This window comes from Streptomyces sp. NPDC058457 (assembly GCF_042720695.1).
Taxonomy (GTDB): Bacteria; Actinomycetota; Actinomycetes; order Streptomycetales; family Streptomycetaceae; genus Streptomyces.
Window position 1 is genome coordinate 23,231 of the sequence record NZ_JBHXLU010000040.1, and the last position, 26,696, is coordinate 49,926.

The window sequence follows — 26,696 nt, forward strand, 5'->3', positions numbered from 1 at the left end:
CCACTCGCACGTGCCATTCGGGTGAGCCTCAGGATCCGGCCGCCGCGACCCGTACCCGTCGGCTGCCGCAGCGCGGGCACACCGCGTCCGTGAGCGGCGACGGTACGGCCCGGCCGGCCTCGTCCACGTACTCCAGGGTGCTCTGCAGCTCGGGGTCGGCGACCGGGTCGGTGAAGAACACCGCCTGGAAGGTGGCCTCCCAGGCGTGGCCGCACCGCCCGCAGTGGAACGCGAAGGTCTCGGGCACGGCGCCGGGGACGGGTCCGGGACCCGGGGGCTCGGTCATCGGTTCCGGCTCCTGTCACTCGGCCTCCGCCACCCAGCGCACCGCCCCTCCCGGCGGGCGGCAAGTCGGGGCCGGGTGTCTCAGGCGTGGACGCCCCCTTGACGCCGGGCGGAGGCCGATCGACACTCCAGATGGGAATCCTAGTGAAAAGGTAGGGAAAGATGGGTCGCCTGCGCACGCTCACCGGCAGACACCGCCGCGAGAGCCCCGCGCCCTGGGCCGGTCCCCTGCTCACCTCCCGCCGCCACATCGACCTGCTACGGGTGTGCGGCGCCACCGGCCGCAGAGGCTGAGCGCCCGATCCCGGCCGCACGGGCCGGGAGTCCACCAGCCTGGACCCACCAGGGCGCACCGGAACCCACTCGGATCCCACTGAACCCACCGACGAACGCTTCCGCCGCGCGTACGCCCGCGCGCCCGCCCCCGGGGAGACGCATGTCCATCGCTCCACTCGCCGCCCTGCCCTCCGTCCGTACCGCCGCCGCCTTCCGGGGCCGCATCGGCCGGGACGCGCGCAGCGGCCACTACGCCGTGCCGCGCCGCTACCGGCTCCACCTCTCCACCGCCTGTCCGGACGGCCTGCGCATCGCCGTCGGCCACAGCCTGCTGGCCCTGGACGACTGTTGTCCGGTCACCTTCCTGCCCGCGGTCCCGGACTGTCCCGACGGCAGCCATCCGGCGCTGCGCCCGCTGTACGAGGCCAGCGCCCACCGCTACTCGGGACCGGCACTTGCGCCGGTGTTCAGCGACGACTGGTCCGGCCGTATCGTCAGCACCCACAGCCGGGACATCCTGCGCGACCTGGACCGGCACTTCGGCGACGGCGTCGCCCGGCTCTACCCGTGCGGTGCCGAGGCCGAGATCGAGGCCGTCGAGCGGCTGTGCGCCGAGGACATCGAGCAGGCCGCACAGCGGGCCGGCCGCGAGGGCGGCGACCCGGAGGCGCTGGCGGTGCTGCTCGCCGCCCTGGACGGTCTGGAGCGCCGGCTGACCGGCGTGGAGTTCCTGGTCGGCGGGCAACTCACCGCCGCGGACATCGAGTTGTGGGTGACCCTGGTGCAACTCGACACCGTGCACCGCAACCACCTGGACGCCGCCGCCGTGCACGCCATCGCCGGTCACCCGGTGCTGTGGGCCTACGCCCGGCGGCTGGCCGCCCACCCGGCCTTCGGCGCCCACCTCGACCTCGACGGCATCGCCCGCCGCCACCACGGCCGTTGCCAGGGCCTGGAGGCCGCCGGCGCGGCCGTCCAGATCCTGGACTGGGCGGGCCACGCGGCGGACGCACCCGGCGTTCCGCGCAGGTGAGAGCGGCCCGAACCGTTTCGCCAGTCGGACAGGCGTTGACATTCGTTCGGGCAACTGCGTTACTTACGGACCAGAACGGTCATGAGTGTCAGCGTCAAGCCCTGGCTTGCTGACCGGCAACCCTCGCATCGCGGTGGGGTGCCCCAGGTGACGACCGGACCGACGACGTTTCGGCAAGCGACGATTCGGTAAGCGCGAGGCCCCCGGGGCCGGCTCGACAGTGACAGGTGACGGACATGTACGCAGCTTCCAGGACGGCCCAGCGCCGCGCCGTGGGCTGCGTACGCCCGTACCCGAGCCCGCTCGTCGCCGACCGTGCCGTCGACCTGCTCCGTGTCAACAGCGCCCTGTGTAGCGCGTGTACCGCACCGGGCTGTGCCCGCTGTCGGGTCTGACCAGGCCTTTTAGCCGGTTTCCCGCAGCTCAGCACCCCAGCGTCCCCGTCGAAACACCGGCCGCCCGGTGTGCCGCCGTCCGCCCAGCCCCGTGCCCCGCGCGCCTCCGCGCATCGTGCCGTGCCCGAACACGGCACGGTGCGCGGCCCCCGCCGCGGGACACGTGGGTGTCCGACTCCGCCGGAGCCCGCCATGAGTGAACCCCCAGGCGCCACGATCGCTGCCCCCGAGGCGCCCCCCGCAGCCGACGAGCCGTCAAAACCCCTGGCCGCACAGCGAGTTCTGCCGCTGCGCAGGCCGGGCCGGTGGATCGCCACCGCCGTCGTCCTGGTCCTCGTCGTCCAGTTCGCCCACGGACTGGTGACCAACCCGTTCTACCAGTGGGACCGTTTCGGCTACTGGTTCCTGCGGCCGACCATCCTCGACGGACTGGTCATCACCCTCGAAGTCGCCGCCTACAGCGCGGTGTTGGGCCTCCTCGGCGGCATCCTGCTCGCCCTGGCCCGGCTCTCGAAGAGCCCGGTGCTGCGCGCGGTCAGCTGGACCTACGTGTGGGCGCTGCGCTCCATCCCGCTCATCGTGGTCCTGCTCTTCCTCTACAACTTCAGCGCCCTGTACAAGACGTTGAGCATCGGCGTCCCCTTCGGACCGGCCTTCTTCTCCTTCGACGAGTCGAAGCTCGCCACCGACATGGTGGTCGCCGTCATCGGCCTCAGCCTCAACGAGGCCGCCTACGCGGCCGAGGTGGTCCGCGGCGGCATCCTCTCCGTGGACCAGGGCCAGCACGAGGCGGCCGCCGCGCTCGGCCTGCCCAAGGGCTACCAGTTCCGGAAGATCGTGTTCCCGCAGGCGCTCAGGTCGATCACCCCGAACTACGTCAACCAGCTGATCGGCCTGATCAAGAGCACCTCGCTGGTCTTCTACGTCTCGCTGCTCGACCTCTTCGGATCCGCGCAGAGCATGGGCTCCACCTACCCCGGGGACATCGTGCCGCTGCTCCTGGTGGTGACCGTCTGGTACCTGATCCTGACCAGCATCGTCTCTGTCGTCCAGTTCTACGTCGAGCGGTACTACGCCCGCGGCGCCACCCGCACGCTGCCGCCGACCCCCTTGCAGAAACTGCGCACCGGCCTCACCGACCTGCGCGCCCGTATCCGCCGGGAGGCCGCGGTATGACCATCACCGACAGCGTGGAGACGGCCCCCGCCGCCCTGGAGATATCCGGCGTCCACAAGTGGTACGGCACCCACCGCGTCCTCGACGGCATCGACCTGACCATCCGCCCCGGCGAGGTCACCGTCATCCTCGGCCCGTCCGGCTCCGGCAAGTCCACTCTCCTGAGGGTCATCAACCACCTGGAGAAGCCCGAGATCGGCCATGTCAGCATCAACGGCGAGCCGATCGGCGTGAAGCGGCAGGGCGACCGGCTGAAGGAGCTGAGCGAGCGCGCCATCCTGGCCCAGCGCGGCCGGATCGGCTTCGTCTTCCAGAACTTCAACCTCTTCCCGCACCTGACCGTGCTGGACAACGTGGCCGCCGCCCCGGTCGCCACCGGAAAGCTCACCAAGCCCGAGGCCCAGGCCCTGGCCAAGGAACTCCTGGAACGGGTCGGCCTCGGCGAACGCGTCGGCGCCTATCCCCGCCAGCTCTCCGGCGGCCAGCAGCAGCGGGTGGCCATCGCCCGCGCCCTCGCCCTGCGCCCCGGTGTGATCCTCTTCGACGAGCCGACCTCCGCCCTGGACCCCGAACTCGTCGGTGAGGTCCTCGCCGTCATCAAGGACCTGGCGACCAGCGGCACCACCCTCGTCATCGTCACCCACGAGATCGGCTTCGCCCGCGAGATCGCCGACCGTGTCGTCTTCATCGACGGCGGCCGGATCGTCGAGCAGGGCCCGCCCTCCCAGGTGCTCGACAAGCCGCAGCACGAGCGGACCAGGGACTTCCTCAGCAAGGTCCTCTGAACCGCCGTACCCACAGATCTCCCCCCACGTCTCTCTCATCTCATCCAGTCACAAAGGACGACCATGCCTGCCCACTTCACCCGACGCAGCCTGATACGCGGCATCACCGCGGCGACCGCGGTCGCCTCCCTCGCCACCGGGCTCGCCGCCTGCGGGGGCGACAGCGACGCGGCCACCACCACCTCCGCCGCGAAGACCGGCGAGGTCGTCGTAGGACAGGTCTCCAACGGCGCCGCCACCCAGACCACGATCAAGGTCTCCGAGGTCAAGTCCATCAGCGCCGAACTGCCCGACTCCGTCAGGAAGAGCGGCAAGCTCGTCATCGGCGAGGGCGCCCTGCCCGCCGGGTTCCCGCCCCTGGCCTACGTCGGCAGCGACCAGAAGACCCTCACCGGCTCCGAGCCCGACCTCGGCCGCCTGGTCGCCGCGGTCTTCGGCCTCAAGCCCGAGATCCAGAACGCCACCTGGGAGAACATGTTCGTCGGCATCGACAGCGGCAAGGTCGACGTGGCCTTCTCCAACGTCACCGACACCGAGGAGCGCAAGAAGAAGTACGAGTTCGCCTCCTACCGGCAGGACAACCTCGCCTTCACCGTCCCGAAGAAGAGCACCTGGAACTTCGACGGCGACTACGAGAACCTCGCCGGCAAGACCGTCTCCGTGAGCGCCGGCACCAACCAGGAGAAGATCCTCCTGGAGTGGAAGAAGAAGCTGGAGAGCGAGGGCAAGAAGCTCACCGTCAAGTACTTCCAGGACAGCAACAGCGTCTACCTGGCCCTGTCCAGCGGCAAGATCGACGCCTACCTCGGCCCCAACCCCGGCATCGCGTACCACAACAAGCAGACCGAGAACACGCCCAACGCCACCCGCACCGCGGGCACCTACTCCGGCGCGGGCGCCAGCCTCCAGGGCCTGATCGCGGCCACCGCCAAGAAGGACAGCGGCCTCGCCAAGCCGCTGGCGGACGCCATCAACTACCTGATCAAGAACGGTCAGTACGCCGAGTGGCTCAAGGCCTACAACCTCTCCAACGAGGCCGTCGCCAAGTCCGAGGTCAACCCGCCCGGACTGCCGCTCGACAACTCCTGATCACCTGTCTAGAAGCAACCCTGCAAGGCAAGAAAGGACCGCGCCTCCGTGACGCTCCAGACCCACCTCCACGGAGGCGGGGCCCCGCTTGCACCCGACCCGGCCCCGCTCGACAACGCCGTCTGGTCAGCCCTCGCCGGCCCGCACGCCCACCTTGCGGAGCGGGTCGGCCGGGCGGCCCGCTATCCCGACGACGTCTACGCCTACGCCGCCCTCGCCGACCCCACCGACCCGGCGGCCTGGGCCGACCTGCACACGCTCGTCGGCCCGGGAACGACCGTGAAGATCAAGCCGGTCGAGGCGGCGCCGCCCGGCTGGGCGGTGGTCGGCGGCGGGACGGGCGTCCAGTTCGTGGACACGGCACTCCGGGCCGAGCCCGCCCCCGAGGCGGTACGGCTCGGGCCGGACGACGTGCCCGAGATGCTGGACCTGGTCGCCCGCACCGAGCCCGGCCCGTTCCGCACCCGGACCGTCGAGATGGGCACCTATCTCGGCATCCGGCACCGCGGGCGGCTGATCGCCATGGCGGGGGAGCGATTGCGGCTGCCCGGCTGGACGGAGATCAGCGCCGTCTGCACCGACCCGGAGCACCGGGGCCGGGGCCTGGCCACCCGCCTGATCCGCGCGGTCGCCGCCGGGATCCGGCAACGCGGGGACACCCCGTTCCTGCACGCGGCCCCGGGCAACGCGAACGCGATCCGGCTGTACGAGTCGATCGGCTTCACCGAGCGGCTGCGCGGCCGCACCCTGCTGGTGCGCAGCCCGGGAACAACCACGGAAACCGGTCTGTTGTGACTCACGACGAGATGTACGCGGAGCAGGCCGGAAGATCTGGGAGGTGGGGGACGTGACACGTGTCCTTAGCCCCAGCCGCCGTACCGTCCTGCACTCCCGGCCGCACATCGACCTCCAGCGCGTGGCCGGCGCGCTCTGTTGCTCCTGATCAGTTGTCCCCGCCGCGCCCCGTCTCCGGCGCGCCCTCGTACGGACCCTCAGGAAGGCACCCCTGTGTCCTCATCTCCCGCTTCCCGCCTGCACCTCGCCGTCGCCCTGGACGGCACCGGCTGGCACCCCGCGTCCTGGCGCGAGCCGGTCGCCCGCCCCCGCGAGCTGTTCACCGCCGGCTACTGGGCCGACCTGGTCGCCGAGGCCGAGCGCGGTCTCATCGACTTCGTCACCATCGAGGACGGCCTCGGCCTGCAGTCCTCGCACTACGGCGAGCTCGACGGCCGCACCGACCAGGTCCGCGGCCGCCTGGACGCCGTCCTGATCGCGTCCCGGATCGCGCCCCTGTCCAGCCACATCGGCCTGGTGCCGACGGTGATCGCCACCCACACCGAGCCGTTCCACATCTCAAAGGCGATCGCCACCCTGGACTACGTCAGCACCGGCCGCGCCGGGCTGCGGGTGCAGATATCCGCCCGCCCGAACGAGGCGGACCACTTCGGCCGGCGCGCCTTCCCGCCGATCGACCTGGCGGAACTGCAGTCCCCGGCCGGGCAGGAGCGGCTCGCCGAGCACTTCGACGAGGCCGCCGACCACGTCGAGGCCGTGCGCCGGCTCTGGGACAGCTGGGAGGACGACGCCGAGATCCGGGACGCCGCCACCGGCCGCTTCGTCGACCGCGACAAGCTGCACTACATCGACTTCGAGGGCCGGCACTTCAGCGTCAAGGGCCCCTCCATCACGCCGCGCCCGCCGCAGGGCCAGCCGCTCGTCACCGCCCTCGGCCACCAGACCGTCCCCTACCGGCTGATCGCCCGCCAGGCCGACGTCGGCTACGTCACCCCGCGGGACGGCGCCGACGCCCGCGCGATCGTCACCGAGATCCGCGCCGAGCAGGAGGCCGCCGGGCGGGCCGGGGACACGGTGCACATCTTCGGCGACCTCGTGGTCTTCCTCGACGACGACCAGGCCACGGCCGACGCCCGCAAGGAGCGCCTCGACGCCCTCGACGGCGGCGCGTACACCAGCGACGCCCGGATCTTCACCGGAACGGCCGCTCAACTCGCCGACCTCCTTGAGGAGTTCGCCGCCGAGGGCCTCACCGGATTCCGGCTGCGGCCCGCCGTACTCGGCCACGACCTGCCGCGGGTCACCGCGGACCTGGTCCCGGAACTCCAGCGCCGCGGCCGCTTCCGCACCGCCTACGAGGCGGACACCCTGCGCGGCCTGCTCGGGCTCGCCCGCCCCGCCAACCGCTACGCCGCCGCGACCGCCTGAGCCGGAAGGACCGCACCCGACATGAGCAAGCCCCTGAAGCAGATCCACCTGGCCGCGCACTTCCCCGGCGTCAACAACACCACCGTGTGGAGCGATCCGGCCGCCGGCAGCCACATCGAGTTCAGCTCCTTCGCCCACTTCGCGAAGACCGCCGAACGCGCCAGGTTCGACTTCCTGTTCCTCGCCGAGGGCCTCAGGCTCCGCGAACAGGGCGGGAAGATATACGACCTGGACGTGGTCGGCCGACCCGACACCTTCACGATCCTCGCCGCGCTGGCCGCCGTCACCGACCACCTCGGTCTCACCGGCACCATCAACTCCACCTTCAACGAGCCCTACGAGGTGGCCCGCCAGTTCGCCAGCCTCGACCACCTCTCCGGCGGCCGGGCCGCCTGGAACGTGGTCACCTCCTGGGACGCCTTCACCGGCGAGAACTTCCGGCGCGGCGGCTTCCTGCCGCAGGACGAGCGCTACTCCCGTGCCAAGGAGTTCCTCGCCACCGCGAACGAGCTCTTCGACTCCTGGCACGGCGACGAGATCCTCGCCGACCAGGCCACCGGCGCCTTCCTGCGCGACGCCGGGGCCGGCTCCTTCGTGCACAAGGGTGCCCAGTTCGACATCCACGGCCAGTTCAACGTGCCGCGTTCCCCGCAGGGCCGCCCGGTGATCTTCCAGGCCGGCGAGTCCGACGAGGGCCGCGAGTTCGCCGCGTCCGGCGCCGACGCGATCTTCAGCCGGTACGCCACCCTCGACGCCGGCCAGGCCTTCTACACCGACGTGAAGTCCCGCCTCGCCAAGTACGGCCGCCGCCCCGACGAACTGCTGATCCTGCCCGCCGCCAGCTTCGTCCTCGGCGACACCGACGAGGAGGCCGAGGAGATCGCCCACCAGGTGCGCCGCCAGCAGGTCAGCGGCGCGACGGCACTCAAGCACCTGGAGTTCGTCTGGAACCGGGACCTGTCGTCGTACGACCCGGAGGGGCCGCTGCCCGACGTCGACCCGCTGGTCGGCGAGGAGCACATCTCCCGGGGCCGTGCCCAGGTCAGGATGTACCGCGACCCGATCGCCATCGCCCGCGAGTGGCGCGAGCTCGCCGAGGCCAACAAGTGGTCCATCCGCGACCTCGTGATCAACACCGGCAACCGGCAGACCTTCGTCGGCTCCCCGGCCACCGTCGCCCGCACCATCAACGACTTCGTGCAGGCCGACGTCTCCGACGGCTTCATCCTGGTCCCGCACATCACCCCCGGCGGCCTCGACGGCTTCGCCGACACGGTCGTACCGCTGCTCCAGGAGCAGGGCGTCTTCCGAACCGAGTACGAGGGCACCACCCTCCGCGACCACCTCGGCCTCGCCCACCCCGACGAGCCCCGGGGCGAGCGGGTGGCGTCGTGAGGGTCCTGGCGATCACCCTGATCGTGCACCGCCCGGATCCGGTCACGGGGAGACAGAAGTCCACCCACGACCGGTTCCGCGAGGTCCTCGACAACGCCGTGTTCGCCGAGGAGTTGGGCTTCGACGGCTTCGGGGTGGGGGAGCGGCACGAGCGCCCGTTCATCTCCTCCTCCCCGACGGTCGTACTCAGCCATGTCGCCGCGCTCACCCGGCGCATCCGGCTGTTCACCGCGGTGACCACGCTGAGCCTGCTGGACCCCGTCCGGGCGTACGAGGACTACGCGACCCTCGACCACCTCTCCGAGGGCCGCCTCGACCTGATCATCGGCAAGGGCAACGGCACCGCCCAGCGCGAGCTGTTCCACGTCACGCCCGAGGACCAGTGGGACCGCAACGCCGAGAGCTACGAGGTGTTCCGGCAGCTGTGGCGGCAGGACAAGGTGACCGCCAAGACCCGCTTCCGGCCGGAGCTGACGGACGCCGAGGTCTGGCCGCGCCCCTACCAGCGGCCGGTCCGCGTCTGGCACGGCAGCGCCACCAGCAAGGAGTCCGTCGACCTCGCCGCCCGCTCCGGCGACCCGCTGTTCTCCGCGAACGTCACCAACCCCGTCGAGCCGTACGCCGAGTTGGTCCGGTACTACCGGGAACGCTGGGAGCACTACGGCCACGACCCGGCGGACATCGCGGTCGGCGCGGGTACCGCGGGCCTCCTGGTGGCGCCCACCACCCAGCAGGCGCTGGCCGCGTACCGCCCGGTGTTCGAGGCGAACCTGGCCTTCTTCCGGCGGGCCGGACTGCCGGTCGTCTTCGAGACCCTGGAGGACTTCGCCGAGCGCAGCTCGGCGCTGATCGGCAGTCCGCAGCAGGTCATCGAGAAAGTGCACCGCTACAACGAGCAGTTGGGGCACACCGTCCTGCATCTGCACGCCGACGCCGGTGGGCTGACAGATGCTCAGCACCGTGACTCGCTGGAGCTGTTCCAGTCGGCGGTGGCCCCGGTGCTGCGCAAGGACATCCCCGACCCACCGTTCCCGTGGGCACCCGTACACCCGGCCGCCGAGGAGCCCGCACATGTCTGACATCCCGCTCGGCGTCCTCGACCTGGTGCCGATACCGAGCGGTGCCACCGCCGCCGACGCGCTGCGCAACTCCGCCGAACTCGCGCAGCGCGCCGAGGAGTTCGGCTACGCCCGCTACTGGTTCGCCGAGCACCACCTCAACCCGGGGGTGGCCGGTACCTCCCCCGCGGTGGTCCTGGCACTGACCGCCGCCGCGACCTCCACGATCCGTCTCGGCTCCGGCGCCGTACAACTCGGCCACCGCACCGCGCTGTCCACGGTCGAGGAGTTCGGCCTCCTCGACGCCCTGTTTCCGGGCCGCCTCGACCTGGGCCTGGGCCGTTCCGGCGGCCGCCCGCCCGGGGAGAAGGCGGCCGCGCCGACGGCGACCCCGGTGGTCGACGGCCGGGCGCCCAACGGCCTGGTCATCCCGCCCCGCTTCTCCCTCGCCCGCCTGCTCGGCTCCCCGCGGATCGCTCTCCACCGCAAGCTGCTCCTGCTCCCGAACGCCGAGTCCCAGGACTACGCCGAACAGATCGACGACATCCTCGCGCTGCTCGCCGGGACCTACCGCACCGAGGACGGTGCCGAGGCGCACGTCGTGCCCGGCGAGGGCGCCGAGGTCGAGGTGTGGATCCTGGGCAGCAGCGGCGGCGAGAGCGCCCAGGTCGCGGGCGAGCGGGGCCTGCGTTTCGCCGCCAACTACCACGTCAGCCCGGCCACGGTCCTGGAGGCGGTGGACGGCTACCGCACGTACTTCCAGCCCTCGGACGTCCTCGACAAGCCGTACGTCAGCGTCTCCGCCGACGTCGTGGTCGCCGAGGACGACGCCACCGCCCGCGAACTCGCCACCGGCTACGGCCCCTGGGTCCGCAGCATCCGTACCGCCGAGGGCGCCATCCCCTTCCCCACCCCCGAGGAGGCGCGGGCGCACGTCTGGACGGACGAGGACCGGGAGCTGGTCCAGGACCGCCTCGACACCCGGTTCGTGGGCAGCCCGCAGCACGTCGCCGACCGCCTGGAACAGCTCCAGGAGGCCACCGGCGCCGACGAGTTGCTCATCACCACCATCACCCACGACCAGGCCGACCGGGTCCGCTCGTACGAACTGCTCGCGGCGGAGTGGCGCCGGCGCTGAGGCTCACACCTGGTCGGCCACCAGCTCAAGGAGCCGGTGGCCGACCGTTCCCGAGAACCACTCGGCATGGCCGACGTAGTACTCGTACGCCAGCCGGGCGTTCGCGGGCGACCGGGTGACGCCGTGGAAGTAGTCCAGCTCGGACAGGGCGAACTCGGCGTGGACCAGGGGGAGAAGAGCGGGCAGGGCCGCCGATTCGGCGGCGCTCAGCGGGCGCACCGACCGGTATCCCCGGAGCAGTTCGACCGCGTGCTTCTCCTGGACCGGACGGTCGGGATGCAGCCACTGCACGGTGTTGCGTTCCAGGGCCGTGGCCAGGTCGTGCACGGCGGTGGTGCGGTCGCTCATCCCGAAGTCCAGGACCGTGGCGACCTCGCCGTCCTCGCCCCAGAGGAGGTTGGAGGCGTGCCAGTCGTTGTGGGTCCAGAGGGGGCTGAGCGCCGGGAGGTGCGGGGCCAGGTGCTCGTGGCGCGGGAGCAGCACGCGGTGGGTGTCCTCGCGCCAGGGGAGATCCGCCAACGCCGTTGCCAGTCGCGGCCGTTCGGATATGTACGTGTTCAGCGCGGCCCAGGGGTCCGGGGCCGCGAACACCGTGAAGGAGGCGACCAGCGGCTGTGGTGAGCGGCGCGGTGCGGCGAAACCCTCCGCCGCCAGGTGCAGCCGGGCCAGCGCCTCGCCGGCCGCCCGGGCATGGGCCGTACCGAGGAACGGCGACCAGGACAGCGCGTCCCGGTACAGGTCGGTGCCGGTCCCGGCCGAGTGGACCTCGTACGTCCACTCGCCGCGCTCCACCAGGTCCAGGACCTCCACCACGGGTGCCCCGCGCTCCCGCAGGTGCCGGAGAAACGCGTGCTCCTCCGCCAGACCCTGCGGGGTGCGTACGCAGACATGGTGCCGTTTCACGAACAGCCGCCGTCCGCCCCGGTCCACGACGGCCGCCGCCGACAGCGGGCGCGGGCTGCGCCACACCACCCGGGCCGGACCGGTCACGGCCGTGACCTCGGTGTCGGTCAGCGGCGGCCAGTCAGGTTCGACCGGCTCGGTGCCCAGACCGTGGGCGAGATGTGAACTCATGGGGTCCGCACCGCCGTTGTGCCGCGCAGGGAGTCCAGGATCCGGCGTTCCGTCGCCGCGAACCCGGGTGCCGTGAAGTCGTCGGCGCTGCGCGGGCGGGGCAGCGGGACCTCGACGCGGTCCACCACCGCGGCCGGGCGCGGGGACAGGACGTGGACGGTGTCGGCGAGCAGCACCGCCTCCCGGATGTCATGGGTGACCAGGACGACCGTCCAGCGGTGCCGCTGCCACATGCCGGCCAGCCACAGCTGCATCTCCGTGCGGGTCAGCGAGTCCAGCGCGCCGAAGGGCTCGTCGAGGAGCAGCACCGGCCGCTCCAGGACCACCGTGCGCAGCAGCGCGGCCCGCTGCCGCATGCCTCCGCTGAGCTGGGCGGGGTACGCCTTCTGGAAGCCGTCGAGGCCGAAGTCGGCGAACAGCGCGTCGGCCCGCGCCCGCGCCTCCCTCTTCCGCACGCCCTGTGCCTCCAGGCCCAGTGCGGTGTTGTCGAGGACCGTCCGCCACGGGAACAGCAGGTCCTTCTGCGGCATGTAGGCGACCTTGCCGGATGCCACCCCGGCCGGCTCGCCCTCCACCAGCACCTGACCGGAGGTCGGTTGGTCGAGCCCGGACACCAGGTTGAACAGGGTGCTCTTGCCGCTGCCGCTGGGTCCGATGACGGCGGCGAACTCGCCTGGCTCCACGGTGAGGTCGAGGCCCCGCAGGACCTCCAGTGAACCGAAGGACTTGCCCACGCCCGCGATGCGCAGACTGCTCATTTCCCGGCCTTTCGTTCCCAGGGCAGCACCAGCCGCTGCAGCAGACAGGTGGCTCCGAACAGGGCGATGCTCAGCGCGGCCGTCACCGCGACCGCCGCGAACACCAGGTCGGTCCGGAACGCGCTCTTCTGGGCCTGCATGTAGATCCCGAGCCCCGACTCGGCGCCTGCGTACTCGGCGAACACCGCGCCGACCACGGCGTAGGTGATGCTCACGCGCAGCCCCGCGAAGAAGTACGGCATCGCGCTCGGCACCCGCACCAGCCGGAACGCCCGCCAGCGGCCGGCTCCCAGTGAGCGCAGCAGCCGCATGGCCTCCCGGTCGGTCGCCGCGAAGCCCGCGGCCAGGTTGGCGGCCAGTGGGAAGAACGTCGTCAGCGTGACCACCAGCATCTTGGGCAGCAGCCCGAAGCCGAACCAGATGATCAGCAGGGGCGCCACGGCCACGATCGGGATCGTCTGGGAGGCGACCAGGAGCGGGTACAGGCCCCGGCGGGCGGCGGCGGAGAAGTCCAGCACCACCGCCACCAGCCAGGCCGCCGTGAACGACAGGGCGAAGCCGAGCAGCGTCTCCTGGAGCGTGGGCAGCGTCTGGTCCCACAGGTCCTGGCGGTTCGCCCAGCCCTGCTCCACCACCCGGGCGGGGGAGGGCAGGGTGGTCGGGTCGACCCCGGCCGCCGTCACGTACAGCTGCCAGCCGCCGACGACCACGGCGAGCACCAGCAAGGGCGGCCACAACGACCGCAGCACCGGCCTCACTTGGCGTCCGGGAGGTAGGCGTTGGTGAAGAAGGTCGAGGTGTCCGGCGCCTTGGTGAGCTTCTTGCCGTTCGCGTCGACGAGCAGCCCGGCGCCGTACTCGAAGTCGGCGAAGGCCTTCCAACGGGCCGCGCTCTGCGTCCCGATCGTGCCGTCGGCGCCCTTGTAGTACTCCTTGGCCAGCAACTGCGAACTCTCCTTCACCAGCTTGGTGTTGGTGAGCACGCTCTTGTTGGCGGCGATGAGCAGGTCGGCGGCCTGGCCGGGGTTCTCGGCCGCGTAGCGGTAGCCCTTGTCGACGGCCGCCAGGAACTTCTTCGCCACCGCCGGGTTCTTCTTCAGGAACTGGTCGGAGGACGCGATCAGCGTGGAGTAGATCGCCGGGAAGCCGTAGTCGGAGAGCTGGAAGTCCTTCAGCGGCTTCCCGCTGAGCTTCGCCTCCAGGCCCTCCCAGGTCGGCATCGGCATCGCGAAGTCCGCCTTGCCGGCGTACAGCGCCGCGTACGCCGAGGTGTTGAGGGTGACCTGCCTGAAGTCGCCCTTGCCACCCGCGTTCTTGATCACCTTCTGCAGCAGCGGCTTCTCGTAGGGGGCGCCGAACCCGGCGTAGGTCTTGCCGTCCAGGTCCTTCGGCGAGGTGATGTCGGTGCGGTCGGCACGTACCGAGACGGTCACGTCCGTCTTCTGCGTGACGGCGTAGACGGAGGTGATGTCCTGGCCGGCCGCGCGGGCCGTGGTGACACCCTCCTGGTAGGAGATGCCGAAGTCGGCCTTGTGGCTCGCGATCAGGGTCTCGGGCGCGGTCGAGCCGTAGGGCACGATCCTCAGATCGATCCCGGCGTCCTTGAACCAGCCCTTGGCCTGGGCGACGTAGATGCCGGTGTGGTTGGTGTTGGGGGTCCAGTCCAGGGCCAGGGTGACGGTGGTGGTGCCGTCCTTGGCGGCCGCCGTGGAGTCGGCGTCGGCAGAGCAGGCGGTGGTGACGGCGAGGAGGGCCAGGGCGGCGAGGGCCGGCAGCGCGGTGCGGCGGAGCATGGTGGAGGGTCCTTCGTACGGGGGAGGGGAGTCGGGCGGCGGTGCGGGGCGGTCAGGCCCGACACAGCGCGCTGTCCACCCGCTTGAAGTCGACGGCGAGCCGCCGGGTGAGCAGGGTCATGCGGTCACGTCCAGCAGGCTGTTGGTGAAGGACCGGTTCCAGTCGTGGTCGTGCGCGATGGCACCGTTCTCGGCGAGCCAGTGCGCGTAGGGGCCCATCCGGCCCTCGTCGATCACGCCCCAACGGCCTTCCGGGTCCGTCCACGTCGGCGCGATCAGGGCGAGGGAGCGGGCGATGAGCGGACGCGGGAAGTACGGGATGACCCGCTCCAGCATCTCCAGCGTGGCGTCGGGCTCGTGGGCGGCGGTGGCGTATCCGCGGGCCGTCACAGCCAGGAAGTCCCGTACCAGAGAAGGCTGTTCGTCGAGCAGTCGCTCGCTGGTTCCCAGCAGGTAGCTGTGGTAGCGGGGCGCGCCTATCTCGTCGACCGGCCAGGTCAGCCGACTGTGCTCGGGCAGGTCGCCGCGCAGGGCGTCCCAGGACCAGTAGTTGCCGAAGGTGGCGTCCGCCTCGCCGGCCTCGATGTCGTCCACCGTGAGTTCGCGGGAGCCCGCGTCGACGGTGATCACCGCGTCCGGGTCGCCGCCGTCCGCCGCCACCAGATGGCGGACCATGGCCCGTCCGCGCGGGGTCGGGTTGTAGGCGAGACGGCGGCCCGCCAGGTCCCGGGGGCGGGTGATGCCGGTCGAGGTCGTGGTCTGGATCGCCTCCAGGCCGCGGTGGTTGACCGCGGCGACGGCCACCAGCGGCTGGCCCAGCGACGCCCGGCGGGCGAGCAGCCGGTTCGGCGGGAAGATCCCGAAGTCCACCTCGCCCCGGGCCAGGTACTCCAGCGTGTCCCCGCGCCCCGGGTCCTGCACCACCAGCTCGACGTCCAGGCCCGCGGCCGCGTACCCGTCACGGGCACGGGCGACGTACAGACCGGATGAATTCGGCCATGGGTGGAAATAGTCGAGCATGACCCGGATGTGCGGCATGGAGGTACTCCGAAAGCGGCGCGCGATGGCGCGCGGAGGTGAGCGGGGTGGAGGAGGCGAGGGAGGCGGCGGTCAGCGGGACCGGCGACAGCACGCGCGACAACAACAGGAGCGGGCGGCGTGACGGAACACGGGGGGCCGCGGCTCGACTGCTGTGGACACGTGAACTCCTACGCGGGGCGCATGGCGCTGCTGGTGCGGTCGGCGTCCCCATGGGGACCGTGTCCGCCATCGCGGCACACGGATCCCAGACGCCCTCTCAGCCCGGTCGGGGAGGGGCTCCCGCGTAGATGGCCGAAACCATAACCGCAGCTCCTGCCTGCTGTGCAAGCCACGTCCGCGATATGGGATGCGCATGCCCGATTGGTGAGACGTCCAGGTCGCGGGCGTACGATCGCCCGCCATGACCACCCTGCTGCCCGGCCCCCTGGTCGACGACGTCTGGCTCTCGACCCACCTGGACGACCCCCGGCTGGCCGTCCTCGACGCCACCGCGCTGCTGCCCTCGCCCCGCCACGACGGCGACCATCGCTCCGCCTCCGGCCGCGCAGGCTGGGCCGAGCGCCATGTTCCCGGCTCCCGCCATGCCGACCTCACCGGTGACCTCTCCGACCCCGGTGCGCCGTACCACTTCGCCGTCCCGGCGCCGGACGCGCTCGCCGCCGCGCTGGCCCGGCTGGGCGTGGGGGAGGGGAGCGAGGTCGTCGTCTACGACACCGGGGGCGGAATCTGGGCCGCCCGGCTGTGGTGGATGCTGCGTGCGATCTCGGTACCGGCCGCGGTGCTGGACGGCGGCCTGGCGGCGTGGGAGGCGGCGGGGCGACCGGTGGCCGCGGGGGACCGCGGCCCCGGGCCCGCCGCCGTGCCATTGACGCCGTTGCCGCGGCCCGGGCTCTGGTCGGACATCGAGGAGGTGGCGGCGATCAGCAGGGGGGAGCGGCCGGGGGTGCTCGTCTGTGCGTTGCCCTCCGGGGGGTACGCCGGGTCCGTGCCGAGCCGGTACAGCCGGCGGGGGCACATTCCGGGGAGCGTCAGCCTGCCGGGGCGAGGGCTGCCGGCTGCCGAACTCCAGGAGACGGTGCGGGAGTTGGGTGACGCTTCGCCCGTCGTCCTCTACTGCGGTGGGGGGATCTCGGCGGCGGGGGCGGCGCTTGCGCTCACGCTGCTGGGCCGTGAGGACGTGTCGGTGTACGACGGTTCACTTGAGGAGTGGTCCAAGGACCCGGAACGGCCGCTGGAGTTGGGCGGCTAGCGGGAGGGGTGGGGCGGTGCGCTGCCGGGAGCGGGTGCGTGGGGGTTGATCGCGCCCCCGCGGCGGAGCCGCATATCGACAGGGGCCCCGCGCCCCTGGGTCGGCTGCCCCGAAGTGCGTTCCCACGCACCGGAGCTGCCGCGCGGACGTCTCCCTCCCCCGAAGGTGGCGTCCGCGCGGCTGCTTCCCCCGGCGCCGGACAGTGGTCCGACCTCCGCGTCGCCGTCGTGTGCCGGTGTCACCAGCACATGACCGCTGTCTCCCCCGACCCCCACGTGGAGTGGAGACGGACGCGGACGAAGTAGCGGCGGCCCTTGACGAGCCGGACCCTGATCCTGGTGTTGTGCGGGGTGCCTCCGTCGTCGTGGCCGGCGAGGTAGCGCGGTTCCCCGTCGCGCTCCTCGAAGACCACGACGACGGAGTCGCTCTCTCCGAAGGTGCCCACGCTGTAGACGCGGGTCTCCGGCGGCTCCACGGCGAAGTCGGCCTGTCCGCCGGGACCCAGGCTGAGCGGTGCCGAGCGGAACGGCACCAGCTCGGCCGGCGGATCGGCGGGCGGGTACCAGCGGAGCACGAACTCCTTGTCGGCCGGGGACAGCGACCCCGGCGGGTAGAGGCCGCTGTGGTAGTGCTCCGGTTCCAGGACCAGCCCCGGGCCGAAGGGGAACTGCATCACGGACTGCGGGTCCCACACCGACCCGTTGGCCTCGGACGGGTCCAGCCTGCGCAGGATGTTGAAGTCCGTGCGGTCCCGGCTCCAGTGGTTCGGCGCTCCGGCGAGGTCGGCGTAGACCGCCTCGTCGTCCCAGTGGACGCCCGCGAACGGGCTCTGGTGCTCGTGCTGCATCCCGAGCGCGTGCCCGATCTCGTGCAGGGCCGTCCAGCGGCCGCCGGACTCGGTCAGGTCCCAGCCCAGGTTCATCGTGCGATCGTTGGCGCCCACCGAGAGCGCGTCCCGGCCCACCGCCGACCAGGATCCGTCACCCAGCTGGAAGCCGATCCGCAGCTCCGCCTCGCACCGGTCGAAGACCTCGGCGAACAGCACCCCGATGCCGAGATCCTGCCACTCCCGGAAGCACTCGCGCACCACGTCCCGCTGCTCCTTGGCACCGGCCCACGCCACCCGGCGGGTCTCCCCGGTCCCCGGGACCGGGATCACCGAGGCGTCGCTGTCGGCGTCGAAGAAGTAGTAGTGCAGAGCCGTGCCGTTGACCCACATCCGCCGCCCGCCGACGAGCGCGCCGAGCCGCTCGGCGGTCAGTCCCGGCGCGAACGCAGGGGCCGACTGCTGCGGAAGCGAGCAGTAGCGTCGGGCCATGCGCCCAGACTGCCGTTCGACCCGGCCGGACGCCTGAGTCGGAAGCTACTCAAGTCCCCCTGTATCAGAGCTGAGTAACGCGACTCATACTCACGTGACGACTTACGAACGGGATGCACGAACCCTCGAACTGCCCTGGCCGTTCACCGGCCGGGCGGACGAACTGGAGCTGGTCAGACGGTCGTCGGTGGCGGGACGGCAGGGTGTCGTGGTGACCGGCCCGGCAGGCATCGGCAAGACCCGGCTGATCACCGAAGCGGTCCGCGGCACCGACTGCGTCCGGGTCACCGGCACCCCCGAGACCAGCACCCTCCCGTTCGCGGCGTTCGCACACCTGCTCTCCGACCGCGTCTCGCTGCCCGGCGCGGTCCGGCACCTGTCCGGGGTACGGCTCCTGGTCGTCGACGACGCCCACCTCCTCGACGAGGCCTCGGCCGCCCTCGTCCACCAGCTTGCCGTGCACGGCCGCACCCGGCTCGTGGTGGCCGCCGCCGACCCGGCACCCCTGCCCGGCGCCGTCTCCCGGCTGTGGACCGGCGAACTCCTCACCCACCTGGCCCTGGAACCGCTGCCGTACGACGAGACGGACCGGCTGCTCGCCGGCGGCGGTCTGGAACCGCTCACCGTGCGCCGGCTGCACCGGGTGTGCCGAGGCGATCTGCGGCTGCTGCGCGACCTGCTCGGCGCGCTGCGCGAGTCCGGTCCGCTGACCCGGGTCCCGGACACCGGAGAGTGGGCCTGGCGCGGCCGGCTGCCGCTCACCGCGACCGTACGGGACCGTGTCGCACCCCTGCTGGGCCGACGGGGGCCGGGAGAGCGCGACACCCTCGAACGCCTCGCCTTTGCCGAGCCGTTGCCGCTCCACCTCGACGACGGCCTCGACCTGGCCGTCCTCGAACGGCTGGAGACAGACGGCCTGATCCACGTCGACGACCGGGGCGCGGTGCGCCTCGCCCACCCGCTGCACGGCCCCGCGCTGCGCGCCTCGGCGGGCCGGCTGCGGGCCCGGCGCCTGGCCCGCACCCCCGACCAGTGCGAGCCCGCCCTGAAGGACGAACAAAGGCAACTGGAGCGACACATCGAGCAGTTGGACGTACGGGAGGTGTCGGCCCCGGTGGGGGAGTGGCTGGCGTCGGGAGGCCTGCCCGTACCGGCCGGGTACGCGGCCGTGCGTGCCCGGTACTCGTGGCTTCGGGGGGAGCTGCGAGAGGCGGCGGCGTGGGCGAGGGAGGGACTGCGGGCGGCGCCGGGCGACGCCTCCTGCCGTACCGAACTCGCCCGGGCCGCCGCCGAGTCGGGGGAAGGTGCCGTAGTGCGCGGGGACGGGGGTCTCGCGCACTACGGCACCGTACGGCTCGGGGAGCCCGAGGGGGCCGCGGGAGCCGTGCGGCGGCTGGACGGCGTGCTCGCGCGGCACGCCGAGGCCCTCGCCCGCGGCGACGGACCCGCCCTGGACCGGGCGGCCGAGGCGCTGGCGGAGCGCGGCCTGCTGCTGTTCGCGGCGGAGGCCCACGCCCAGGCCGTCCGCGCCCACCGCGACCCGCGCGCCGCCCGGATGTCCCGCACCCGCGCGGTCGCCCTCGCCCGCCGCTGCCAGGGCACCCGCACCCCGGCCCTGGCCGGCCTGGTGCTCGGCGAACTCACCGCCCGCCAGCGCCAGATCGTCACCCTCGCCGCCTCGGGCCTCAGCAACCGCCAGATCGCCGAGCAACTGACCCTGTCCGTACGGACGGTGGGCAACCACCTCTACAGCGCCTACACCCGCCTCGGCGCGAGCGACCGCGCGGCCCTGCCGTGGCTGGTGGAACAGCCGGACCGGCAGTCGGCCTGAGGCTTCGCCGGAAGTGCCGCCTCATGTCGTCGATCGCGTGCGGCGCCGTGGTGGCTGGTCGCGCAGTTCCCCGCGCCCCTTCGGGGGCGCTGCCGATCTCAGGCCGCCCCGAACGCGGCGAACGCCCACCCCGTCGCCTGGTGGAGCGCGTCGCCCGGCAGAGCGGCCCGGGCGTCGCGCAGCGCCTCCGCCAGCGACAGCCCGGCGCCCAGCCCCTTGTGCAGGGCCAGCATCAGCGGGACCACCGCCGCGTCGTTGACGGGTGCGCTGCTCGCCACCACCCCGGCCGTGCCCAGCGGCAGCAACGCCGTGACCAGGCCGAGGAGTTCATCGGCGCCCACCGACGCCAGGCGGGCCGTGTCGCAGCTGGAGAGGATGATCCGGTAGGGGCTGCGGGCGAGGCGTTCGAAGTCGTGCACGATCAGCGGGCCGTCGGCCATCCGCAGCGAGGAGAAGAGCGGGCTGTCCGCGCGGAACGTGCCGTGCGCGGCGATGTGGGCCAGCGCGGCGCCGTCCAACTCCTGTAGAACGCGCGGGACTTGAGCGTCCTCGTGCTCCAGGATCCGGGCCGCCGCGTACCGGCCCGCCACTTCGGGCACCTCAGCGCCGCCGGTCGCCAGCCCCGGCCCCCGGACCAGCACATGGCGGCCGCCCGGCGGCGGCTCGGTCTCCCGGGCCCGCAGCCAGCTCCCCGCCGACGGCGACACACTGAGCACCCGCTCCCGGAGGGAGGGAAGCAAGGCCCAGGGCACCCGGTGCAGCGCACCCGGCGGGACGATCACCACCGGCCCGGAGCCGAGCTGGTCCGCCGCCGCGCCGAGGAGCAGCTCCTCCAGCCGCTTCCCGGCGGCCTCCACCACCGGCAGCCGCCCCTCCGCCCCCGGATGCGCGAGCCGTCGCAGCCCCGCCTGGACGTGCTCCGCCTCCGCGACCGCCTCCGCCAGCAGGCCGCCCACGAAGCGCCGTACCCGGCCCTGCCCGCACAGCAGGATGTGCACCCGGCCGTCCAGGACGGCGAGTTCGACCAGCCGCGCGTCACCGAGCCGGTCCAGGAGCCGAGCCGGGTCGAAGCGGTCGCCGCCGCCGGGCGCGTCACCCCGGGTGTGATGGGTGCGGGCGCGGATCTCCCGCTCCAGGCGCCGCTGTTCACGCTCCAGGGCGGGCACCGGACGGCGCTCCCGGCGAGCCTCCTCCGCGCGCGAGGCGATCTCCCGGAACGCGGTGAGCGAGGCGAGCAGGTCCGGGTCCGCGGGCGGCCGGGTCGGGGGAGTGGACAGCACCGTGGCCCGCCAGCGCTCGCTCCACTCCAGCAGGCGGCGCGGCCCGCCGTGCGCGAGGCTCGCCTGCTGGGCCAGCGCGGCCAGTTCGGCACCCTGCGCGGTGGCCCGTGCCCGCAGCTCCGAGGCGCCCAGCGTCATCCGGTGGTCGTCCAGGACGTCGAGGCCGCGCCGGCACGCCTCCAGGACACCCCGGCCCGAACCGGCCGCCCGGGCCCGCAGCGCCTGCGCGGCCCAGCCGGTCATCCGGGCCAGCGGCGGACCCACATGCCGGCTGCGCGCGGCCACCGCGAGATGCCGCTCCGCATCCGCCGTCCAGCCCAGCGCCAGCGCGATCCGCCCGGCGAGCAGCGAGGCCTCCGGCGCGGCCGGGGCACCGAAGGACGCCAGCTGGTCGGCGACCGCCGCCGTGTCCTGCACCAGCCGCCCGGACGCGGCCCCGCCCGCCACCCGCGCCTCGATCAGCACCAGCCGCGCATGCGTCTCCCACCAGCTCCGCCGCTGCCCCGAGAACAGCCGTACGGCGACGGCGGCCCGGGCGATCGCGGTCTGCGCGTCCCCGGTCGACAGCGCGGACCGGGCGGCGGTCAGCAGCAGTTCGGCCTTGCGGGTGGACTGCCCGCCGATCCGGTCCAGGGTGGCGATCGCCGCGTCCGCCTCGGCCAGCGCCTCCGGGGCAAGACCGGCCGCCATCAGCACGTCGCAGCGCGCGATGTACAGCATGAACGGGGGCGTGCCCAGCTCGTCGTACCGCTCCTTGGCCTCGGCCAGCAGCCGCAGCGCCGCCGGGATGTCGCCGGACCGGTACGCGGCCAGGCCCCGGTTCTCCACGGCGACCGCCTTGTCGTGCTCCTGGCCCGTCGTCTCCCACAGCAGCTCCGCCGCCGTGAAGTCCGCGTCCGCCCGCTCCACCGCGCCCATCGCCAGATGCACGGTGGCCCGCACACTCAGTGCGCGTGCGGTCCAGATGACGTCGTCGGCCTGCCGCAGCACCGGTATCGCCCGCCGCAGATCCTCCAGGGCCTCCTTGTGCCGGCCCAGCACCCAGGAGGCGAACGCCCGCCGGTACAGCACCCGGGCCCGGGTGTGCCCGTTGCCCCGGGCCACCCCGCGGTCCAGCGCGGCCAGACCCTGCCGCGTGCGCCCCGCATGCACCAGGGCGACACCGAGGGCGGCGAGGACGTCCGCCTCCCGGTCCGCCGAGTCCGCCCGGGCCGCGAAGTCCCGGGCACGCCGCAGATGGTCGAGGGCCACCGCGAGGTCCCCGAAGTCCCGCTGCCAGATGCCGATGACCTGGTGGGCGACGGATGCGTCCAGGGGCGTCGGATCGGACCGAAGGACCTGCTCCGCCCGCGCCAGGGCCTCGCCCGGGGCGGCGAACACCATCGGCAGCAGTTCCGTAACCGAATCGCTTCGCGCAGTCACCCCTCGGATGGTAGTGGCCTGGGCATACATGCCCCACAGGTTTGGCGCTGTATCAGGCGGCGGGCCCGTGACTCTGACTGAAGAACGCCGTTTCCGGGGGAGGACAGGCCATGGCACCTCAGCGATTCCATGAGCAGTTCGAACAGATCCAGCGCTCCATGCCGGACGTCCCACTGGCGATGGGGCCGGACGACGCCGCCGAGTTCCTGTACGAGAAGGGGGTCGTCCTCGCCCGCGACGGCGCGGAGGCACGGGTCGTCGAGGACACCGTGCGCGCCCACTTCACCGCCACCACCGGCCTGGTCGCCGACCAGGTGCGCAGGGCGGGACCGGAGACCAACCGCACCGGGGTCACCCGCATCCAGGTCGGCGACCCGAACCACGGCGACCGCACCGGCGACCGCGCCGTCGGGCACGCGCTGCGCGCCCTGCGGGAGGCGGAGGGCCGCGCCGGGCGCCGCCTGGTCAGCCGCAACCACATCGTGTCCACCACGGGGAACGCCAACTCCTGCAACCCCTGCGAACCGCTCCCCGCCCTGCTCACCCAGATCCCCAACCCGCAGCCCGTGGTCGGCAGTTACGACCCGGACACCGCCGTCAGCGTGCTGGTGATGGACACCGGCCTGGTGCACGACTACCGCTCCTACCCGCTCCTCGACCGCGTCCAGGGCGACCTGCAGGTCACCGAGACCGACGCGGACGGCATCCTCCAGCAGTACGTCGGCCACGGCACGTTCATCGCCGGACTCATCGCCGCCCTCGCCCCCAACACCGACATCACCGTCACCAACACCCTGAACGACGCGGGCGCCATCCTGGAGTCCGAGTTCGGCGGCAAGCTCTTCGAGGCGGTCGACCAGCACGGCTGGCCGGACGTCATCAGCCTCTCCGCAGGCACCTCGAACGGCAGCGCCGACGGACTGCTCGCCGTCGAGGCCTTCATGGACGCCCTGCGCGCCCAGTCCACCCTGCTCGTCGCCGCCGCCGGCAACAACAGCAGCGCCACCTCCTTCTGGCCCGCGGCCTGCGCCGGCCTGCCCGGCTACGAGAACGCGGTCCTCTCGGTCGGCGCGCTGCGCAGCGACGGCGAGTACGGCGCCTGCTTCACCAACTACGGCAGCTGGGTGAACGTCTACGCCCCCGGTGAGCAACTCATCGGTGCCATGGCCGGCTTCGACGCACCCGTGCCGTACGTGTACCAGCACACCACCTACGACGCTTGCCGGTTCGGCTTCACCTACGCCTGCACCTGCCAGTACCCGCGCCACACCGGCGTGTTGACCGACACCGGGACGACCGGCCCCGGCAAACCGGACCAAGTGATGTTCGAAGGGTTCGCACAGTGGAGCGGAACATCGTTCGCCACCCCCATCGTGGCCGGCCTCGTCGCCGACCGGATGAGCACCAGCAAGGAGCCCGACCCGCGCACTGCCCGCACCCAACTCCTGGAGAACATCGCGGAGTACGCCGAGGTGCGCGGTGCCCATGTGCCGGCGCTCCGCCCGGCGAGCTGGCAGCCGGTCCCGGTCGTCAGGCTGGCTACGACGGCCTGACTTCCGGCCCGAGTTCCGGCCCGAGTTCCGGAACACTCCCCTCCACGGCGTACGATGACTTGCCGTACACGAGGGGTGGGACCGTGGACCGAGCAGAGGTCGGCGCGTTGGTCCAGTCCGCCGTCGACGGCGACGCCGCGGCCTGGAAGGCGCTCGTTGAAGGGCTGAGCCCACTGGTGTGGTCGGTGGTGCGCGCGCACCGGCTCTCCGACGCCGACGGGCACGAGGTGTACCAGACCGTGTGGTTCCGGTTCGCCCAGCATCTGGGCCGGATCCGGGAACCCGAGAAGGCGGGCTCCTGGCTGGCCAGCACGGCGCGCAACGAGTGCCTGAAGGTGATCCGGGGACTGACCCGGCTGCTGCCGACAGACGATCCCCAGGTCCTGGACCGGATCAGCGAGGACCGTACGCCCGAACAGTCCCTGATCGACGCGGAGGACGAGGCGGACGAGGCGGAGCGGATCCGCCTCGTCTGGCAGGAGTTCGAGGAACTCGGCGACCGCTGCAGGCAGTTGCTGCGCGTCCTGATGGCCTCGCCGCCGCCCAGCTATGTCGAGGTGTCCGTCGCGCTGGGCATCGCCGTGGGCAGCATCGGCCCGCTGCGCCAGCGCTGTCTGCGCCGGCTCCGGGCCCGGCTCGACGCGAGGGGTGCGGTGTGAGCGACGACGACTTCCCGGCCGACGAGGGCTTCGACGAGGCCGAGTTCGACGCCGAGTTCGACGCGGACCTCCTGGAGGAGGAACTGCGCCGTGCGGCCGCCGTCCTCGACCCGCTCCCGGCCGAGCTGCTCCAACTGGCCATGGACGCCTACGTGCTGCACGACCTGGAGGCCCGGGTCGCCGAGCTGACCTTCGACTCCCTGGTCGACGCCATCCCTGTCAGAGGCGTCGAGGACCCGCCCCGGATGCTGACCTTCCGGGCGGGCGATCTCACCGTGGACGTCGAGGTCACCGGCGACGGGCTGCTCGGCCAACTGCTGCCCCCGCAGTCCGCGCGGATCGAGGTGCTCGGCGGTCCGGCGGTGGCCCGCCCGCTCACCGTCGACGGCATGGGCCGCTTCGCCGGCGACACCCCACCCGCCGGGCCGTTCGCGCTGCGGCTGCGGACGGGCGGGGATGTGATCGTGACGGAGTGGCTGCGGGCGTGAGGCGGAGAGTGGTATGTCACATACCACTCCGGGTCGCCAGGCAGAGTGCTATGTGACACCGGGTCACCAGGTGGCCGACAGCGTCCGCGGCCCCCGGATCATCGTCTTGCGGCGCCACTCCACCCCCTCGGCCGGCACCGCGAGCCGTAGCCCCGGCAGCCGGTCGAGGAGGGTGTCGACCAGGAGTTCGGTCTGCAGCCGGGCCAGGACCGCGCCCGTGCAGTAGTGCGCACCGTGGCCGAGGGCGAGGTGCGGGTTGGGATCGCGGTCGGGGTCGATGCGGTCCGGGTCGGGGAACACGGCCGGATCGCGGTTGGCGGCGAGGTAGGAGACGTAGACCGGGTCGCCGGCCGTGATCCGGGTGCCGTCGCCCAGCTCGACGTCCTCCAGGGCGATCCGGGCGAGCCCGACCGTGCTGCGGTGCGGGATCCAGCGCAGCAGCTCGTCCAGGACCGGCCCGCGCTCCGCCGGCCGCTCCCGCATCCGCGCCATCAGCTCCGGCCGCGTCAGCATCAGGAAGAGCATCTGCCCGCAGTTGTGGGTGACCGCCTCGCCGCCGATCTGCAGCGGACCGGCCAGCCCGACGGCCTCCTCCTCGCCGATCTCGCCGCGGGCCACCGCGGCCCCGAGCAGCGAGTACACGTCGTCACCCGGACTGCCGGCACGCGCGCGTACCGCCTCGGTGATCCACCCGTACAGCCCCTGTTTCGCCGCGTCGGCGGCCTCGACCCCGCCCGAGGTGGAGATGATCTGCCGGGTCCAGGCGTGCACCCGGTCCCGGTCCGCCTCCGGCACCCCCATCACCTCGCTGACCACGGTGATCGGGAACGGCTCCAGCACCCGCTCGATCAGATCGGCGGGCGGCCCGTCCCGTAGGACCCCGTCGACCAGTTCGTCGAGGATCGCCTGCGCCCGGGGCCGCAGCCGCTTCATCGCGCCGACCGTGAAGGCACCGGCGAGCGGCTTGCGCAGCCGGTTGTGGTCGGGCTGGTCGGCCCAGGCCAGGGAGCCCGGCCGGGGCTTGAAGTGCGGGGCAAGCCGGGTCACCTGGCGCCGGGTGACCTCGGCGCGGCTGAACCTCGGGTCGTTGGTGACGGTCCTGACGTCCTCGTACCGGGTGGCGAGCCACGCCCAGCCCTCGCCGTACGGCAGCCGGATCCGGGTCACCGGCCCTTCCGCCATCAGGGCGGCGAGGACCGGGTCGAAGTCCGTGCCCGCCAGTTCGAGCGCGGGCCAGTCCCGCACCGGCGGCCCGGCCTCGCAGACGGGTGGGACCGGCTCCGCCGTCGCGGGCGCGGTCGTCTCCGTGGGCGTGGGCGCGGTCATCTCCGTGGTCATGCCTCCACGGTCGTACGGCCCTCACCCCGTGTCCTGCCGG

At 72.6% G+C, this 26,696-nt stretch carries 25 protein-coding genes and 1 riboswitch; of the genes, 16 read left to right on the top strand and 9 right to left on the bottom strand.

Features of this window, described 5'->3' with window-relative positions; translation table 11 throughout:
- Nucleotides 1-28: 28 nt before the first annotated feature.
- On the bottom strand, nucleotides 29-286 hold the full coding sequence (locus ACFWPS_RS28065) for a hypothetical protein (protein ID WP_383709364.1): 258 nt from the start codon (nucleotides 284-286) through the stop codon (nucleotides 29-31).
- Between the two features lie 161 nt (nucleotides 287-447).
- Between ACFWPS_RS28065 and ACFWPS_RS28070 the strand changes: the two genes are divergently transcribed.
- The 11 genes from ACFWPS_RS28070 (at nucleotide 448) to ACFWPS_RS28120 (ending at nucleotide 10,853) form a co-directional block, all read left to right on the top strand.
- Nucleotides 448-579, top strand: coding sequence for a hypothetical protein (locus ACFWPS_RS28070; protein ID WP_361294119.1), 132 nt, complete (start codon nucleotides 448-450; stop codon nucleotides 577-579).
- Nucleotides 580-721: 142 nt separating this feature from the next.
- Entirely contained in the window at nucleotides 722-1,594 is an 873-nt protein-coding gene (locus ACFWPS_RS28075) for a glutathione S-transferase C-terminal domain-containing protein (protein ID WP_383709367.1), read from the top strand.
- A gap of 77 nt (nucleotides 1,595-1,671) precedes the next feature.
- Nucleotides 1,672-1,795, top strand: a riboswitch (SAM riboswitch).
- A gap of 386 nt (nucleotides 1,796-2,181) precedes the next feature.
- Nucleotides 2,182-3,165, top strand: a complete 984-nt coding sequence (locus ACFWPS_RS28080; RefSeq protein WP_383709369.1) for an amino acid ABC transporter permease — start codon at nucleotides 2,182-2,184, stop codon at nucleotides 3,163-3,165.
- On the top strand, nucleotides 3,162-3,950 hold the full coding sequence (locus ACFWPS_RS28085; protein ID WP_383709372.1) for an amino acid ABC transporter ATP-binding protein: 789 nt from the start codon (nucleotides 3,162-3,164) through the stop codon (nucleotides 3,948-3,950). Before ACFWPS_RS28080 ends, ACFWPS_RS28085 begins: the two co-directional genes overlap by 4 nt.
- Nucleotides 3,951-4,013: 63 nt before the next feature.
- Entirely contained in the window at nucleotides 4,014-5,039 is a 1,026-nt protein-coding gene (locus ACFWPS_RS28090) for an ABC transporter substrate-binding protein (RefSeq protein ID WP_383709374.1), read from the top strand.
- Between the two features lie 48 nt (nucleotides 5,040-5,087).
- Complete coding sequence (locus tag ACFWPS_RS28095; RefSeq protein WP_383709376.1) at nucleotides 5,088-5,834, top strand: GNAT family N-acetyltransferase; 747 nt, start codon at nucleotides 5,088-5,090, stop codon at nucleotides 5,832-5,834.
- A 52-nt stretch (nucleotides 5,835-5,886) separates the two neighbouring features.
- Nucleotides 5,887-5,982, top strand: a complete 96-nt coding sequence (locus ACFWPS_RS28100) for a putative leader peptide (RefSeq protein WP_350785419.1) — start codon at nucleotides 5,887-5,889, stop codon at nucleotides 5,980-5,982.
- A 65-nt stretch (nucleotides 5,983-6,047) separates the two neighbouring features.
- Nucleotides 6,048-7,262, top strand: coding sequence for an LLM class flavin-dependent oxidoreductase (locus ACFWPS_RS28105; RefSeq protein WP_383709378.1), 1,215 nt, complete (start codon nucleotides 6,048-6,050; stop codon nucleotides 7,260-7,262).
- Nucleotides 7,263-7,283: 21 nt separating this feature from the next.
- Nucleotides 7,284-8,657, top strand: coding sequence for an NtaA/DmoA family FMN-dependent monooxygenase (locus ACFWPS_RS28110; RefSeq protein WP_383709381.1), 1,374 nt, complete (start codon nucleotides 7,284-7,286; stop codon nucleotides 8,655-8,657).
- Nucleotides 8,654-9,736, top strand: coding sequence for an LLM class flavin-dependent oxidoreductase (locus ACFWPS_RS28115; RefSeq protein ID WP_383709384.1), 1,083 nt, complete (start codon nucleotides 8,654-8,656; stop codon nucleotides 9,734-9,736). Before ACFWPS_RS28110 ends, ACFWPS_RS28115 begins: the two co-directional genes overlap by 4 nt.
- On the top strand, nucleotides 9,729-10,853 hold the full coding sequence (locus tag ACFWPS_RS28120; protein ID WP_383709387.1) for an MsnO8 family LLM class oxidoreductase: 1,125 nt from the start codon (nucleotides 9,729-9,731) through the stop codon (nucleotides 10,851-10,853). The genes ACFWPS_RS28115 and ACFWPS_RS28120 overlap by 8 nt, the downstream gene beginning before the upstream one ends.
- Before the next feature lie 3 nt (nucleotides 10,854-10,856).
- Here ACFWPS_RS28120 and ACFWPS_RS28125 read toward each other — a convergent pair whose 3' ends face one another.
- From ACFWPS_RS28125 to ACFWPS_RS28145, 5 genes are all read right to left on the bottom strand, one after another.
- On the bottom strand, nucleotides 10,857-11,927 hold the full coding sequence (locus ACFWPS_RS28125; protein WP_383709389.1) for a phosphotransferase enzyme family protein: 1,071 nt from the start codon (nucleotides 11,925-11,927) through the stop codon (nucleotides 10,857-10,859).
- A complete protein-coding gene (locus ACFWPS_RS28130) occupies nucleotides 11,924-12,685 on the bottom strand; it encodes an ABC transporter ATP-binding protein (protein WP_383709392.1) in 762 nt (253 codons plus the stop codon). The genes ACFWPS_RS28125 and ACFWPS_RS28130 overlap by 4 nt, the downstream gene beginning before the upstream one ends.
- Nucleotides 12,682-13,434 (bottom strand): ABC transporter permease, encoded by a 753-nt coding sequence (locus ACFWPS_RS28135; RefSeq protein WP_383709395.1) that lies wholly within the window; start codon nucleotides 13,432-13,434, stop codon nucleotides 12,682-12,684. The genes ACFWPS_RS28130 and ACFWPS_RS28135 overlap by 4 nt, the downstream gene beginning before the upstream one ends.
- 5 nt (nucleotides 13,435-13,439) lie before the next feature.
- Nucleotides 13,440-14,477 carry an ABC transporter substrate-binding protein gene (locus ACFWPS_RS28140; RefSeq protein WP_383709397.1) on the bottom strand — a complete coding sequence of 346 codons (1,038 nt, stop codon included), beginning with the start codon at nucleotides 14,475-14,477 and terminating at the stop codon, nucleotides 13,440-13,442.
- 117 nt (nucleotides 14,478-14,594) lie between these two features.
- The gene (locus ACFWPS_RS28145) at nucleotides 14,595-15,515 is read right to left on the bottom strand and encodes an ABC transporter substrate-binding protein (RefSeq protein WP_383709400.1); all 921 of its coding nucleotides are present in this window, start codon (nucleotides 15,513-15,515) and stop codon (nucleotides 14,595-14,597) included.
- A 403-nt stretch (nucleotides 15,516-15,918) separates the two neighbouring features.
- On the opposite strand from ACFWPS_RS28145, the gene ACFWPS_RS28150 reads away from it, so the two are divergent.
- A complete protein-coding gene (locus tag ACFWPS_RS28150; protein WP_383709403.1) occupies nucleotides 15,919-16,767 on the top strand; it encodes a sulfurtransferase in 849 nt (282 codons plus the stop codon).
- Nucleotides 16,768-17,005: 238 nt separating this feature from the next.
- On the opposite strand, the gene ACFWPS_RS28155 is transcribed toward ACFWPS_RS28150, so the two are convergent.
- Nucleotides 17,006-18,085 carry a M12 family metallopeptidase gene (locus ACFWPS_RS28155; RefSeq protein ID WP_383709406.1) on the bottom strand — a complete coding sequence of 360 codons (1,080 nt, stop codon included), beginning with the start codon at nucleotides 18,083-18,085 and terminating at the stop codon, nucleotides 17,006-17,008.
- Nucleotides 18,086-18,179: 94 nt separating this feature from the next.
- Here ACFWPS_RS28155 and ACFWPS_RS28160 point away from each other — a divergent pair, with 94 nt between their 5' ends.
- A complete protein-coding gene (locus ACFWPS_RS28160) occupies nucleotides 18,180-19,916 on the top strand; it encodes a LuxR C-terminal-related transcriptional regulator (protein WP_383709409.1) in 1,737 nt (578 codons plus the stop codon).
- Nucleotides 19,917-20,014: 98 nt separating this feature from the next.
- On the opposite strand, the gene ACFWPS_RS28165 is transcribed toward ACFWPS_RS28160, so the two are convergent.
- Entirely contained in the window at nucleotides 20,015-22,579 is a 2,565-nt protein-coding gene (locus tag ACFWPS_RS28165; protein WP_383709503.1) for a CHAT domain-containing protein, read from the bottom strand.
- Between the two features lie 149 nt (nucleotides 22,580-22,728).
- Here ACFWPS_RS28165 and ACFWPS_RS28170 point away from each other — a divergent pair, with 149 nt between their 5' ends.
- From ACFWPS_RS28170 to ACFWPS_RS28180, 3 genes are all read left to right on the top strand, one after another.
- On the top strand, nucleotides 22,729-24,171 hold the full coding sequence (locus tag ACFWPS_RS28170) for a S8/S53 family peptidase (RefSeq protein WP_383709412.1): 1,443 nt from the start codon (nucleotides 22,729-22,731) through the stop codon (nucleotides 24,169-24,171).
- Nucleotides 24,172-24,254: 83 nt separating this feature from the next.
- Nucleotides 24,255-24,830, top strand: a complete 576-nt coding sequence (locus ACFWPS_RS28175; RefSeq protein WP_383709415.1) for an RNA polymerase sigma factor — start codon at nucleotides 24,255-24,257, stop codon at nucleotides 24,828-24,830.
- On the top strand, nucleotides 24,827-25,318 hold the full coding sequence (locus ACFWPS_RS28180; protein WP_383709417.1) for a hypothetical protein: 492 nt from the start codon (nucleotides 24,827-24,829) through the stop codon (nucleotides 25,316-25,318). Before ACFWPS_RS28175 ends, ACFWPS_RS28180 begins: the two co-directional genes overlap by 4 nt.
- 63 nt (nucleotides 25,319-25,381) lie before the next feature.
- Here the strand turns inward: ACFWPS_RS28180 and ACFWPS_RS28185 are convergent, their stop codons facing one another.
- Complete coding sequence (locus ACFWPS_RS28185; protein WP_383709418.1) at nucleotides 25,382-26,656, bottom strand: cytochrome P450; 1,275 nt, start codon at nucleotides 26,654-26,656, stop codon at nucleotides 25,382-25,384.
- Nucleotides 26,657-26,696 lie beyond the last annotated feature (40 nt).